General features: G+C 56.9%; 12 protein-coding genes. 9 read left to right on the top strand and 3 right to left on the bottom strand.

Going from position 1 to position 14,337, the window contains the following annotated elements:
* Positions 1-5: 5 nt before the first annotated feature.
* From ACLIBF_RS12420 to ACLIBF_RS12410, 3 genes are all read left to right on the top strand, one after another.
* Positions 6-1,073 carry an ABC transporter permease gene (locus ACLIBF_RS12420; RefSeq protein ID WP_069728208.1) on the top strand — a complete coding sequence of 356 codons (1,068 nt, stop codon included), beginning with the start codon at positions 6-8 and terminating at the stop codon, positions 1,071-1,073.
* Between the two features lie 11 nt (positions 1,074-1,084).
* Positions 1,085-1,882, top strand: a complete 798-nt coding sequence (locus ACLIBF_RS12415; RefSeq protein WP_031375673.1) for a glucose 1-dehydrogenase — start codon at positions 1,085-1,087, stop codon at positions 1,880-1,882.
* A 170-nt stretch (positions 1,883-2,052) separates the two neighbouring features.
* Complete coding sequence (locus ACLIBF_RS12410; protein ID WP_069728209.1) at positions 2,053-3,501, top strand: YchO/YchP family invasin; 1,449 nt, start codon at positions 2,053-2,055, stop codon at positions 3,499-3,501.
* Positions 3,502-3,565: 64 nt separating this feature from the next.
* Here the strand turns inward: ACLIBF_RS12410 and ACLIBF_RS12405 are convergent, their stop codons facing one another.
* Positions 3,566-4,639: a porin gene (locus ACLIBF_RS12405; RefSeq protein WP_031375675.1), complete on the bottom strand. Its 1,074-nt coding sequence runs from the start codon at positions 4,637-4,639 to the stop codon at positions 3,566-3,568.
* A 920-nt stretch (positions 4,640-5,559) separates the two neighbouring features.
* Here ACLIBF_RS12405 and ACLIBF_RS12400 point away from each other — a divergent pair.
* The 6 genes from ACLIBF_RS12400 (at position 5,560) to spy (ending at position 12,435) form a co-directional block, all read left to right on the top strand.
* Positions 5,560-6,780, top strand: coding sequence for a bifunctional succinylornithine transaminase/acetylornithine transaminase (locus tag ACLIBF_RS12400; RefSeq protein WP_448309889.1), 1,221 nt, complete (start codon positions 5,560-5,562; stop codon positions 6,778-6,780).
* Positions 6,777-7,808: an arginine N-succinyltransferase gene (astA, locus tag ACLIBF_RS12395; RefSeq protein WP_069728212.1), complete on the top strand. Its 1,032-nt coding sequence runs from the start codon at positions 6,777-6,779 to the stop codon at positions 7,806-7,808. Before ACLIBF_RS12400 ends, astA begins: the two co-directional genes overlap by 4 nt.
* Complete coding sequence (gene astD, locus ACLIBF_RS12390; RefSeq protein ID WP_448309887.1) at positions 7,805-9,274, top strand: succinylglutamate-semialdehyde dehydrogenase; 1,470 nt, start codon at positions 7,805-7,807, stop codon at positions 9,272-9,274. The genes astA and astD overlap by 4 nt, the downstream gene beginning before the upstream one ends.
* Positions 9,271-10,599, top strand: a complete 1,329-nt coding sequence (gene astB / locus ACLIBF_RS12385) for an N-succinylarginine dihydrolase (RefSeq protein WP_069728214.1) — start codon at positions 9,271-9,273, stop codon at positions 10,597-10,599. The genes astD and astB overlap by 4 nt, the downstream gene beginning before the upstream one ends.
* A 50-nt stretch (positions 10,600-10,649) precedes the next feature.
* Complete coding sequence (gene astE / locus ACLIBF_RS12380) at positions 10,650-11,645, top strand: succinylglutamate desuccinylase (RefSeq protein WP_069728215.1); 996 nt, start codon at positions 10,650-10,652, stop codon at positions 11,643-11,645.
* A gap of 295 nt (positions 11,646-11,940) precedes the next feature.
* Entirely contained in the window at positions 11,941-12,435 is a 495-nt protein-coding gene (spy, locus tag ACLIBF_RS12375) for an ATP-independent periplasmic protein-refolding chaperone Spy (RefSeq protein WP_069728216.1), read from the top strand.
* A 78-nt stretch (positions 12,436-12,513) separates the two neighbouring features.
* On the opposite strand, the gene cho is transcribed toward spy, so the two are convergent.
* Entirely contained in the window at positions 12,514-13,374 is an 861-nt protein-coding gene (gene cho / locus ACLIBF_RS12370; protein ID WP_031375680.1) for an excinuclease Cho, read from the bottom strand.
* 67 nt (positions 13,375-13,441) lie between these two features.
* Complete coding sequence (gene yddG / locus ACLIBF_RS12365; RefSeq protein WP_279809981.1) at positions 13,442-14,332, bottom strand: aromatic amino acid DMT transporter YddG; 891 nt, start codon at positions 14,330-14,332, stop codon at positions 13,442-13,444.
* Positions 14,333-14,337: the final 5 nt, after the last annotated feature.

The raw sequence follows: 14,337 nt of genomic DNA, 5'->3' as shown, positions 1-14,337 counted from the left end.
ACTCCATGAACCAAAAATATCTGCTTTATATGTACCTGCTGAAGGCGCGCACCTTTATTGCGCTGCTGATCGTGGTCAGTTTTTTCAGCGTGATGGTTCCCAACTTCCTGACCCCATCCAATCTGCTGATCATGACCCAGCACGTGGCGATTACCGGACTGCTGGCGATCGGCATGACGCTGGTGATCCTCACCGGCGGCATTGATCTGTCGGTGGGTGCGGTCGCCGGCATCTGCGGCATGGTGGCGGGCGCGCTGCTGACTAATGGCGTGCCGCTGTGGGGTGGCAATACCCTGTTCCTCAACGTGCCCGAAGTGATTCTGGTGGTGGCCATCTTTGGCGTGCTGGTGGGATTAATTAACGGCACGGTAATTACCCGGCTGGGCGTGGCACCGTTTATCTGTACCCTCGGCATGATGTATGTGGCGCGCGGTGCGGCGTTGCTGTTCAACGATGGCAGCACCTACGCCAACCTGGTCGGCCTGCCGGCACTCGGTAACACCGGCTTTGCGCTGCTCGGTTCCGGCTCGGTGCTGGGCGTCTATATTCCGATCTGGCTGATGGTCGGCTTTCTGCTGCTCGGGCTCTATCTGACGCGTAAAACCCCGCTCGGTCGTTACATCTACGCGATTGGCGGTAATGAGTCAGCCGCACGGCTGGCGGGCGTGCCGATCATCAAAGTGAAAGTGTTTGTCTACGCCTTCTCCGGCCTGTGTGCTGGCCTGGTCGGGCTGGTGGTCGCTTCTCAGCTGCAAACGGCGCACCCGATGACCGGCAATATGTTTGAGATGGACGCGATTGGTGCCACGGTGCTGGGTGGTACGGCGCTGGCAGGCGGGCGCGGACGGGTTTCCGGTTCGATTATTGGCGCCTTCGTGATTGTCTTCCTGGCGGACGGCATGGTGATGATGGGCGTCAGCGATTTCTGGCAGATGGTGATTAAAGGGTTGGTAATTGTCACCGCAGTGGTGATTGACCAGTTCCAGCAACGTCTGCAAAGCAAAGTGGTGCTGTTACGTCGTCATGAAAAGAAGCTGCAGGCGGCACCGCTCTCTGACATCCGTCACAGTTAACAGGAGTGTTTATGACCCGCGATTTTAGTGGAAAAACAGTGGTGATCACCGGAGCCTGCCGAGGCATTGGTGCCGGTATTGCGGCCCGCTTTGCCCGCGACGGGGCGAGGCTGGTGATGGTGTCGAATGCCGATCGCGTCTTTGCCACCGCCGAACAGCTCCAGCAGCAGTTCGGCAGTGAAATTCTGGCGCTGCAGGTGGACGTCACCGATGAGGCCGCAGTGCAGCAGCTCTACCAGCAGGCCGCCGATCGCTTTGGTCAGATCGATGTGTCGATCCAGAATGCCGGGGTGATCACCATCGATCGCTTCGACAGCATGCCAAAAAGCGATTTCGACAAGGTGCTGGCGGTGAATACCACCGGCGTCTGGCTCTGCTGCCGCGAAGCGGCGAAGTATATGGTAAAGCAGCGCAGCGGCAGTCTGATTAACACCTCATCGGGTCAGGGACGGCAGGGTTTCATCTATACACCGCACTACGCCGCCAGCAAAATGGGCGTGATTGGGATTACCCAGAGTCTGGCGCTGGAGCTGGCGCCGTGGCACATCACGGTCAACGCTTTTTGTCCCGGCATCATTGAGAGCGAAATGTGGGATTACAACGACCGAGTCTGGGGCGAAATCCTCAGTAACGATCAGAAAACCTACGGCAAAGGGGAGTTGATGGCGGAGTGGGTGAATAACATTCCGTTGAAACGTGCCGGCCAGCCTGAAGACGTCGCCGGGCTGGTGGCCTTTCTGGCATCTGAGGATGCGCGCTACATCACCGGCCAGACTATCAATGTCGATGGCGGCTTAATTTTCTCCTGATACAGGGGTGTGATTCCCGGGCCTGCTGCGGCAGGCCTTTTTGTGTCAGAATTTTCTGGCATATGCACAATTTGTCACGTCTGTCCTGAATCGCTGTCACAATATGTTAAGGTAAAGGCGAGATATTTTTCATTCGCTCACGCTTAACCTTAATCCGAATGCCTGGTGACATGATACGAAAAACAGTGATTCTCTCTTTGATCGCGCCCGTACTGCTGGTTACGCAGCCCGTCCGCGCGTTACAGACCGAAACACGGGTGTCAGAGACGCCATTCGACGACCCGGCGCGCTACCGTCAGTCGCTGGAGGCGCTTCCGACGCTGGGCAGCAGCGCGGAACAGGATGAAGAGTGGAGCCGGAAGCTGGCATCGGTTGCCAAAAGCATCGGTGAAGCCAGCAACAATGACAGCAACGCTTCCTTTGGTCAGCAGGCCGGGGTCTGGGCCTTTAATCATCTGCGTGACGAGGTCGCCAATCGGGTTGAGAGCGAAGGGCAGTCGCTGCTTTCGCCTTACGGTACGGCACAGCTCGATCTGATGGTGGACATGAACGGTAACTTTACCGGCACCGGCGGCGATCTGTTCAGTGCGCTGGCTGATGAGAACAGTATGCTCACCTTCAGCCAGCTCGGGTTGCACGATACCGGTGACGGCGTGGTCGGCAATGCCGGCCTGGGCCAGCGCTGGGATGCCGGTAACTGGCTGCTCGGCTACAACGGTTTTGTCGATCGGGTATTCAGCAGCGGCCTGCAGCGCGCTTCGCTCGGTACCGAAGCCTGGAGTGATAATCTGCGGCTCTCAGCCAACTACTACATGCCGCTGTCAGGCTGGAAAAATCTTGGTGATTCCCAGCAACAGCGCATGGCGCGCGGCTATGACATCACCAGTCAAACCTACCTGCCTTTCTATCGTCAGCTCGGCGTCTCGGTGAGCTACCAGCAATATCTGGGCGAAAACGTCGATCTGTTTAACAGCGGCAACCGCTACCATAATCCTTCGGCGATGTCGTTTGGCCTGTCGTATACCCCGGTGCCGCTGGTGACGCTGTCGGCGACCCATAAAACCAGCAGCGCCGGAGAGACGCAGGATCAGCTCGGGCTGAAGCTCAATTATCGCTTCGGCGTTGCCCTGCGTCGCCAGTTGGATGCCAGTAATGTCGATGAAGCGCGCTCGCTACGCGGCAGCCGTTACGATATTGTCACCCGCAGCGATACGCCGGTGCTGTCGTTCCGCCAGCGCAAAACCCTGTCAGTCTTCCTGGCGACGCCGCCGTGGCAATTAAATGCCGGTGAGAGTCTGCCGCTGAAGCTTCAGGTCCGCGCCAGCAATCCGATCAAAGCGGTGAGCTGGCAGGGCGATACCCAGGCGCTGAGCCTGACGCCGCCGGCTAATAACGCCGATCCGCAGGGCTGGAGCGTGATTTTACCGCAGTGGGATGACTCACCGGGTGCCAGCAATGAATACCGGCTGTCGGTCACGCTGGAAGACAACAAGCAACAACGGGTAACATCAAACTGGATCACCCTGAAAATTCAGCCGCCGATGGCGATGGACGATCCTTCCGCGGATAATCGCTACGATCTTATGGCACCGATCGGCGCTTCCGGCGTCACGCTGTAGCGCGCAGCCCAATAAAAACGGCCCGACAATCACTGTCGGGCCGTTGCGTAACACAGCGGGATAATCAGAACTGGTAGATCAGGCCCAGCGCGGTAATGTCGTCGGTGGCCAGGCCGAGTGGATTGTTATCTTTCAGCAGGTTAATACGGTACTCACCGTAAACCGACATGTTCTTGTTGAAGTACCAGGTCGCGCCTACCGCGGTGTACTTAATGATGTCGGCGTCACCGATGTTCTCAATCTCTTTGCCTTTCGATGAAACATAGCCCAGCGACGGACGGAACCCATTCAGGAACTGATACTGTGCCACGGCTTCGAAGTTTTGCGCTTTGTTGGCAAAACCACCGCTGATCGGGGTGGCATTCAGGGTCTCACCGTACATCGCTGCCAGATAGACCTGACTGGCGTCATATTTGACCGAGGTCGCCCAGTGCTGAGCTTTCTCGCCTTCACCGCGTGCGGCGGCATTCTGTCTGTTGGTGCGATCGAGGCTGGCGAAGGCAGCGGCGAAGCTCAGACCAAAATCGAAATCATAGGAGGCGGAGAGGGCAAAGCCGTCGCCGTTAGAGCGCCGTACGCCATCGATGTCGCTGCTGCGCTCATTCTTACCCTGATACTGCGCGGCAAGGTTTAATCCCTCCACCAGACCAAAGAAATCACTGTTGCGCCAGGTCAGCACGCCCGTCGAGCGACCGGAAAGAAAAGCATCGGTGTAACCGGAATCGCCGCCGAAGAACGGCAGCATATCGGTGTAACCGAGTACGTCATACACCAGGCCATAGTTACGGCCATAATCCAGAGAACCTGCCTTGCCAAATTTCAGCCCAGCATAGCCCAGACGGGTACGGTTGCCGGTCTGAGCATCGCTGCCTTCAGAGTTGCGCAGGCTGTACTGATACTGCCAGAAACCGTAGCCGGTCAGTTGGTCAGTAATTTTGGTCTCGCCTTTAAAGCCGAAACGGGCATAGGACGAGGTGTCGCCATTGTTGTTGTTGTCGTCCGAAAACAGGTGAGACACGTTAATTTTGCCGACCAGGTCGAGCTTATTTCCGTCCTTGTTATAAATCTCTGCGGCCTGAGCAGAAGACAAGCCGATCAGTAACGGCACAGTAGCCGCCAGAAGCGTGCGCTTTATCATTTAATTATTACCCTGTATTCATTCATTATTATTCCCCTTTTTGGGGTGAAATGAAAATGACATAAAACGATAAAATCACAAAGTGTAATAAAAGTAACAAAATATTAATGACTACATTGGTATTCGAAAAAATGATGGCGATAGAATAATTTCAGCAGCGCTAATACTTTTTTCTTCTGACGGATTAAAATGTATTTTCAACATTAATTTCATTGAAAACAATAGATTGAATGTTTTTTATTGTTTTCTGCAGGCTGTTTTTTATACGGCTTATCAGTGGGCGTTTTCCATTATTAAAATAAGGAGTCTTATAAAAGGAATAAGCTGATAAAGGTTTTTGTCTGACCATTAGCCTGCTTAGTAATAGTTGCTTACATGCTGCGGAGTTATATTATTGTCTGGTTAATATCGTAATTAATAAAGATGTCAATCTGATTAAATAATGTACATGGTGCTTAAAAAATAATCCTTAACTATCGCCGTTACGGTCAGCTTAGTGGTGATAAATGAAGATTAATTGTTAAAACAGACACCGCTGGCGGCAATCCACCCGGTGTGCAGCAGCCGCTTTTTGTGCACCGTGAAAAGGCGTAATGCGCTAAAACAGGGCAACGTCTGAACTTTTTTGGACAGATAATTTATCAGCGATCACAAAAGCGATATTTCCTGCCATAAATGCATAATTCTGCTGATTAAAACCCGGCGCTGGCGCTTCGATCAGACAATTATTCACTATATATGCAAAATAAGTGAATATCCTCTCTACCTAAGTTATTGATAATCCGTTTGATGGCCGATTTTATGCATTAATCTCCTTGGCTGGCACGCTATCTGCACTCTACAGTAGGGCTGCTTCACAACATCCTTTAACAATTTTAAAACAAAAGCTTTACCCAGTCGGGGAAGCAGGAGAGCGGGTTATGTCACTGCAGGTTTCGCGTCACGATTTTGATCAATGGATGATGCCGGTTTATGCGCCCGCCGCATTTATGCCGGTTCGCGCTGAAGGATCAACCGTCTGGGATCAAAACGGCAAGGATTACATTGATTTCGCCGGTGGCATTGCCGTCAATGCATTAGGGCATGCTCATCCGGCCTTACAGCAGGCGTTACAGGATCAGGCTGCGCGTTTATGGCATACCGGCAACGGTTATACCAACGAGCCTATTCTGCGTCTGGCTAAGCAGCTGATCGATGCCACCTTCGCTGACCGGGTGTTCTTCTGTAACTCCGGTGCCGAGGCGAATGAAGCCGCACTGAAACTGGCGCGTAAAGTCGCGCACGATCGCTTTGGTCCGGCCAAAAGCGGCATTGTCGCCTTTAATAACGCCTTCCACGGCCGCACCCTGTTTACCGTTTCCGCCGGAGGACAACCGGCCTATTCCAAAGATTTTGCCCCTTTGCCGCCTGACATTCAGCATGCGCCTTTCAACGATCTGGCCGCAGCAGCAGCGCTGATTAACGACAATACCTGTGCAGTGATCGTTGAACCGATTCAGGGTGAAGGGGGCGTGGTGCCTGCTGAACCGGCGTTCCTGCGCGGACTGCGTGAGCTGTGCGATAAGCATCATGCGGTACTGATTTTTGACGAAGTACAAAGCGGGGTCGGCCGCACCGGTTCGCTTTATGCCTATATGCACTATGGCGTGACGCCTGACGTGCTGACCAGCGCCAAAGCGCTCGGCGGCGGCTTCCCGATCGGGGCAATGCTGACGCGTGAAGATCTGGCCTTAGTGATGGGTGTCGGGACACACGGCACCACCTACGGCGGTAACCCGCTGGCCGGAGCCGTCGCCGGTAAAGTGATGGAGCTGATCAATCAACCGGCCCTGATGGCTGGCGTGACCGAGCGCCACCAGTGGATCGTCGCCGCGCTAGACGAGATTAACCAGCGGCTGCACCTGTTTAAACAGGTTCGCGGTCTGGGCCTGCTGATTGGTGCCGTGCTGAACGACGATTTTGCCGGCAAAGCGAAGCAGATCAATCTCGCCGCGGCAGAAATGGGAGTGATGGTGCTGATCGCCGGTGCCAACGTGGTGCGTTTCGCCCCGGCGCTCAATATCAGTGAGCAGGAAGTGAAGCTGGGCATGGCACGCTTCGCTGAGGTATGTGAGCGTCTGGTACGAGGGTCCGCATCATGATGGTAATCCGTCCGGTTGAACGCGATGATCTGAGCCAGCTGCTGGCGCTGGCAGGCAAAACCGGCGGCGGGCTGACCTCGCTGCCGGTTGATAGCGCCACGTTGCAGGCGCGTATCGATCGATCGCTGCAAACCTGGCAGGATACGCTGCCGCGCGCCGAGCAGGGCTATGTGTTTGTGCTGGCCGACAGTGAAGACAACCGCGCAGTCGGGATTTGCGCTATTGAAGTGGCGGTGGGCCTGCAGGACCCCTGGTATAACTTCCGGGTCGGTACTCAGGTGCACGCGTCAAAAGAGCTGAATGTTTATGCCGCGCTGCCCACGCTGTCGTTGAGTAATGACCATACCGGCAGCAGTGAGCTGTGTACGCTGTTCCTTGATCCGGACTACCGCGACGGTAAAAACGGCTATCTGCTGTCTAAGTCGCGCTTTCTGTTTATGGCTAACTTCCGCGAGCGCTTTATGGATCGCGTGGTGGCAGAGATGCGCGGCGTCAGCGATGAGCATGGCCATTCGCCGTTCTGGGACAGCGTTGGCAGCCGTTTTTTCTCGATGGAATTCAGCAAAGCGGACTTCCTGAGCGGTACCGGTCAGAAATCGTTTATCGCCGAGTTGATGCCAAAACACCCGCTCTATATCCACTATCTGTCGCCAGAAGCGCAGGCAGTCATTGGCCAGGTGCATCCTAAAACCGCGCCGGCCCGTGCCGTGCTGGAGGCGGAAGGTTTTCGCTACCTCAACTATGTCGACATCTTTGATGGCGGTCCGACGCTGGAGTGCGACATTGATCGGATCCGTGCGGTACGCAAAAGCCGGCTGCGCTGCGCTGAATCGGGCGAAAACCGCCACGATGCGCCGCTGTGCCTGGTTGCCAACAACAATTATCGCCAGTTCCGCGTGGCGCTGATCCCGGCCGAGGCTGACAGCGACTGTGTGCACCTGACAGATGAACAGATGCGGGCGTTACATTGCCAGCCGGGCGATAGCCTGCGCGTGGTGCCGCTCTGCAGCGAGGAGAAAAAAGCATGACCCACCTGATTAATGGAAACTGGCTGAGCGGCGAGGCTGAATCTCTGGTCAAATCTGACCCGGTAAGCGGTGAAACCCTGTGGCAGGGCCAAGCCGCCTCGCCGGCACAGGTCAGTGCCGCCGGTGAAGCGGCGCGCGCCGCGTTTCCCTGCTGGGCAAAGCGGCCGTTTGCCGAGCGTCAGGCGACGGTAGAAAAATTTGCCGCGCAGCTGGAGGCCCACAAAGCTGAGCTGGCGGAAACCATTGCCCGTGAAACCGGAAAACCGCGCTGGGAAGCGCTGACTGAAGTCGGCGCGATGATTAATAAAATCGCTATCTCGATTAAGGCCTATCACAGCCGGACGGGTGAACAGTCGGAAGGTGAGAGCAGCCTGCGTCACCGTCCTCACGGCGTGCTGGCGGTGTTTGGTCCCTACAATTTCCCCGGACATCTGCCGAACGGTCATATCGTTCCGGCGCTGCTGGCCGGTAACTGCGTGGTGTTCAAACCCAGCGAGCTGACGCCGCTGACGGCTGAGAAAACCGTGCAGCTCTGGCTGGCGGCTGGCCTGCCCACCGGTGTGCTGGCGCTGCTGCAAGGCGGTCGGGAAACCGGTCAGGCGCTGGCTGCGGATAGCCAGATCGATGGCCTGCTGTTTACCGGCAGCGCGCATACCGGTTATCAGCTGCACCGTCAGTTTGCCGGCCAGCCAGAGAAAATGCTGGCGCTGGAGATGGGCGGTAACAATGCGCTGATAGTTGAAGATCCGGCTGATATTGACGCCGCGGTTCACATTGCGCTGCAGTCGGCGTTTATCACTGCCGGTCAGCGCTGCACCTGTGCGCGTCGGCTGCTGGTGAAACGCGGCGCGGCAGGCGATGCTTTTTTACAGCGGCTGGTGGAAGTGGCCGGCCGTTTGCAGCCGGGCCGCTGGAACGCAGAGCCGCAGCCGTTTATGGGCAGCGTGATTTCGACCGCAGCGGCAGAAAAAATTTATGGCGAATGGCAGCAGCGGATCGCGGCGGGCGGCAAAGTGCTGCTGGCGATGCGCTGGCCGGATCGCCACAGCGCACTGCTGACGCCGGGCATTATTGAACTGACCGGCGTCGAAGGCGTAGCGGATGAAGAGGTGTTTGGCCCATTGCTCGGGGTGATTCGCTATGACCATTACGATGATGCGATTGCGCTGGCCAACCAGACGCGCTACGGCCTGTCGTGCGGCTTGATTTCACCGTCGCGTCAGCAGTTTGATCAGCTGTTGCTTGAGGCACGCGCCGGCATCGTAAACTGGAATAAACCGTTGACCGGGGCGGCCAGTACCGCGCCGTTTGGCGGTATTGGAGCATCGGGCAACCACCGGGCCAGCGCCTGGTACGCCGCCGACTACTGTGCCTGGCCGATGGCCTCGCTGGAGACGCCGGATCTGACGCTGCCTGCCACGCTATCGCCGGGGCTTGATTTCGCCTGCGGGGAGACGGCCAAATGAAGGCAACAGAAGCGAACTTTGATGGGCTGGTGGGTTTAACTCACCATTATGCCGGTCTGTCGTTTGGTAATGAGGCCTCGACGCGTAATCAGCTGCAGCCGTCGAATCCCCGTCTGGCGGCGAAGCAGGGCCTGCTGAAGATGAAGGCGCTGGCGGATATGGGCTATCTGCAGGGTGTCATTCCTCCCCATGAGCGGCCAAATATTGCGGCACTGCGTCAGTTAGGCTTCAGCGGCAGCGATGAACAGGTGCTGGCCCGCGCCGGGAAAACCGCACCGGGTTTACTCTCGGCCGCCAGTTCCGCTTCGGCGATGTGGGTAGCAAATGCTGCCACGGTTTCGCCGTCGGCTGACAGTGGTGATGGCCGGGTCCATCTGACCGTCGCTAACCTCAACAACAAGTTTCATCGGGCGATGGAAGCGCCGGAGACCGCGTTACTGCTGCGCGCCATTTTCCGCGATAGCCACCATTTTACGGTGCATGATGCTTTGCCGCAGGTCGCGATGTTTGGCGATGAAGGCGCGGCCAACCATAACCGGTTTGGCGGAGATTATGGTGAGCGCGGCGTGCAGCTTTTTGTTTATGGTCGCGACAGCAGCCACGAAGGGATGGCGCCGCAGCGTTATCCGGCCCGTCAGACACGCGAAGCCAGTGAAGCGGTGGCGCGATTGCATCAGCTCTCACCCGATCATCTGCTGTTTGCCCAGCAAAACCCGGCGGTTATCGATCAGGGCGTGTTTCATAATGATGTGATTGCCGTCAGCAATCAGCAGATGCTGTTCTGTCATCAGCACGCCTTTGTCGATCAGCCTGCGTTACTGGCCGAGCTACAGGCGCGGGTAGCGGGATTTGTGGCGCTGGAAGTACCGGAAAATCGGGTATCAGTGAAGGATGCGGTTAACACCTATCTGTTCAACAGCCAGCTGCTGAGCCAGCCCGACGGTAGCATGCTGCTGGTGCTGCCAGAAGAGTCACGTCAGCACGCGGGCGTCTGGGATTATCTGTGCGAACAGGTGGAAAGCGGCGGTCCGCTGAAGGCATTGAAGGTGTTTGATCTGCGTGAAAGCATGTATAACGGAGGCGGTCCGGCCTGCCTGCGCTTGCGGGTGGTGCTGACGCCACAGGAGCAGCAGGCGGTCAATCCGGCGGTGATGATGAACGATCGGCTGTTCGCCACCCTTAACCAGTGGGTTGATCGTCACTATCGCGATCGCCTGACTCAGGCCGATCTGGTCGATCCTCAGCTGCTGCGCGAAGGACGTGACGCGCTGGATGAATTGACGAAGCTGCTAGACTTAGGAAATGTGTACGCATTTCAGCAGTGAAGGGCGCGGCAGCAGAGGCTGCCGCTCGCTTCAGGCCAAAAGGAGGAACGATGCAGGACTTTTTACAGCAAACGCTGTCCGGCGAGGCGCCGCGTAAGCGTAGTGGTGAAACGGCGCATCTTCGCTGGCAATGGTTATATCACGGCATTCTGTTAATGGAACCGACAGTGCCGGTCAAACAGGCGCTGGTGCTGTCCGCGGGCGTTCATGGCAATGAAACCGCGCCGGTCGAAATACTCAATCAGGTGATCACGCCGCTGTTACGCGGTGAGAAGCCGCTACAGCAGCGGATGCTGGTGATCCTCGGGAATCCCTCTGCGCTGCGTAGCGGCAAGCGTTACATCCACTATGACATTAACCGGCTGTTTGGCGGACGCTGGCAGCAGATTGATGACGGCGATGAAGCCCGTCGCGTGCTGCGGCTCGAACAGACGCTGGAAACCTTCTGGCAGGTCGGTGAGTGTGATGAGACGCGCTGGCACCTCGATATGCACACCGCGATTCGCGGCTCTTATCACCCTCGATTCGGCGTGATGCCGCACAATGAACGTCCGTGGCCGCCAGAGTTTCTTCACTGGCTGGCGGCGGCCGGACTGGAGGCACTGGTGTTCCACCGTTCGCCCGGCGGCACCTTTACCCATTTCAGCTGTGAACATTTTGGCGCGGCCAGTTGCACGCTGGAGTTAGGGAAAGCGTTGCCGTTCGGCGCTAACGATCTCAGCCAGTTTAGCGCTACGCAACAGGCGCTGGCGGCGCTGCTGTACGGCGATACGCTGCCGCAGCCGCTGGCACCCCCGCGTCACTATCGGGTGGCGCAGCAGATTACCCGGCTGAGTGAAAACTTTCAGCTACACATGTCACCGGAAACGCTGAACTTCACCGCGTTTCCACAGGGCACGCTGCTGGCGGAGGACGGCGAGACCCGTTATTACGTCCAGCAGGCGCGTGAGTATGTGCTGTTCCCTAACCCCAATGTGGCTGCCGGGCTGCGTGCCGGATTGATGCTGATTGAAGAGGGCGAACAGACCCAGGCGCTGCCGATCTGACGTGGTTCCTCACCATCCAGCAATAAGCGGGAGTTTTGCTTCCGCTTTTTTGACTTAACCCTTACACTCTCCGCACACCTCTCCATGATTTCTGCCAGATTCGCTTTAAATTCATAAACTTTTGCAATTCCTCACGCCTTTCTTCGCATTCTCTTCATGATTGCCGAATTTTTGTTTTTTATGCTTTCACGGCTTTACTCAGCCTCTGAGTAGTTGACGTTCAGCGTCGTATGCTTGTTTCCGAAGACGCGACAGAGTGCTGTCGTCATAATCCCGAATCAATAAGGACACTATTATGCGCAAACTGACTTCCCTGTTACTGGCTTCTTCACTGGCATTTGGCGCGGCCAGCGCTGTTCACGCCGCCGCTGATAACCTGACTCCACCGCCAGCCGGCAGTGAAAAAGCAATGCATAAGCCGCCAATGCGTCACGGCATGGAGATGATGTTTAAAGGGCTGAACCTGACCGACGCGCAAAAAACCCAGATGCGCGACATCATGAAAGAGAGCCACAAAGATATGAAGCGTCCGTCGCTGGAAGAGCGCCGTGCGATGCACAGCATCGTTGCCGCTGACAGCTTCGACCAGAGCAAAGCCGAGGCTCAGGCGGAAAAAATGACCGCCAATGCGAAAGAGCATGCGCTGAAGATGCTGGAAACCCAGAACAAACTGTACAACGTGCTGACGCCAGAGCAGAAGAAGCAATATAACGCCAACTTCGAAAAGCGTCTGACGGAGAAACGTCCGCACGATGACAAAATGGCACCACCAGCCGCACCCGCTGAATAATTTTCGTTAAGCGAACGGTCTGAGACCGCCGGCCTTGTCCACTGACAGTGAGTGGACAGCGTCGGCGGTTTTTTTTGATCAGAGCGGCTGAATAGGGTAATCGCCCGACAGAATAGGGCGGCAGAGGATCTTGTAGCCATCATGATCGAAGCCGCCTTTAGTACGCTGCAACTTCTTCGCCTCCTCCATACTGCTGACCGATCCCAGATAAAACCAGTGATCGATGACGTGGATTTGGGTCATATGTTTACCTTCTTCAACCAGCCCGACCGCACCCTGCCACGGCCAGCAAAACACCCGCACATTTTCCAGCGCTTCCAGTAACCGATCCTGATGATCGCTGACCGGCTCCTTGCCGCAGCAGGCACCGGCACAGCGGCGCAGCGCGGAACGGAAGCAGCCGCGCTGAGCGCTAAGCGCTTCCAGCCCCAGCAGGCCGTGGCAGAGCTGATACTCATCGGCCAGCTGTTTCAGCCGTTCCAGCGCGGCAAAGCGGCTGCGATAGAGGCCAAACAGGTTGGGTGACTGGCTGAAGTCAAGATCTTTGGCGTAAACCACCTGCGGTTTACCGTCGGTGATCTGCAACGAGCAGAGCTGACGATTCTTACGCAGGCGCTTGTTAAACAGCGGCTGTTGCGTTTTGATCATCTGCGCTTCCAGCAGCAGCGCGCCGAGATCGCCTGCGGTCGGGATCCAGCTGACGCGCCGCGACTGGCGCAGCATTTTTGCCTCATCCGCCGTGCGGAAATGGGACATCACTCGCGAGCGCAGATTGACGCTTTTGCCAATGTAGAGCGGCAGCGAATCACTTTCGCCGTGGAAGGTGTAAACGCCGGGCTGATTGGGCAGGCCTTCCAGCCACTCACGCAGGTGTTCGGGATATTGATAAATTGCAGCCGCGTCGAACTCGAGGCGGTGCGTTGCAGCACGTCTGACCAAGATGGACTCCATTTACTGGTTGTCCATACAGCATAACAGGCAGGTGAAATGATCGCCAGCCGTCTGCTCAGAGACGCCGCGTCGCCAGCCAGCAGATAAGGGAACCGAGGGTGATCATCGCGACTCCTTGCCAGAATGCCAGCGGCGGCGTCAGGCCCAGCCATAACGAAGCCAGCAGTGCGGACAAAACCGGCGTGAAGTAGGAGGCGGTCGCCAGCAGCGTCAGATTGCCGTGCTGAATGCCGTGGTTCCACGCTGAATAGGCAATGGCGGTCGACGCCCCGATAAATAACACTTGCAGCAGCGGCGCCAGGCTAAACGTCATCGGTGCCGCTGGCGCGCTCAGTAAGTATTTAAGCCACAGTGCCATCGCGGTCAGGATAAAAAACAGCGTGACCCCATTCGCCCCTCTGGCGTAGCGACGGGTGACATTATTGTAGAGTGCCCAGGTGACGGCGGCGATAAAAGCCAGCGAATAGGCGGTGGGGTTACGCAACAGGTTCTGCCACATCAGGCCGGGTGAACCGCCGCCGTTGGCTTTCATCACCCAGAAAATGCCCAGCAGAGAGAGCGCCAGTCCCGGCCACAGCCACAGGCGAAAACGCTGCTGGTTAAATGGGATCGCCAGCACCACGGTGAGACAGGGCCAGAGATAGTTAATCATCCCCAGCTCCAGCGACTGGCTGCGATCGCTGGCCAGCCCAATTGCCAGCGCCAGACAGATTTCATAGCCGACAAACAGCGTGCCCCCGATAGCTAAATAGGCGGCAGGGATCGCACCCGGTTTTGGCAGACCGCGGGTAACACACAGCAGCAGGGCGGTGGTGGTATAGATCAGTGCAGCGCCGCCGGTGGGGCCAAAGGCTTCGCTGACGCTGCGCAGCAGGCCAACGGTGGTACTCCAGAGCAGAATGGCAGTCAGACCGATCAGGGTGGCGCGTGGGACAGGAGCAGGCATGTCAC

This window comes from Pantoea sp. PGP6 (assembly GCF_053474785.1).
Note: the sequence above shows the minus strand (reverse complement) of the source record. Positions and strands in the feature narration are given on the sequence as shown.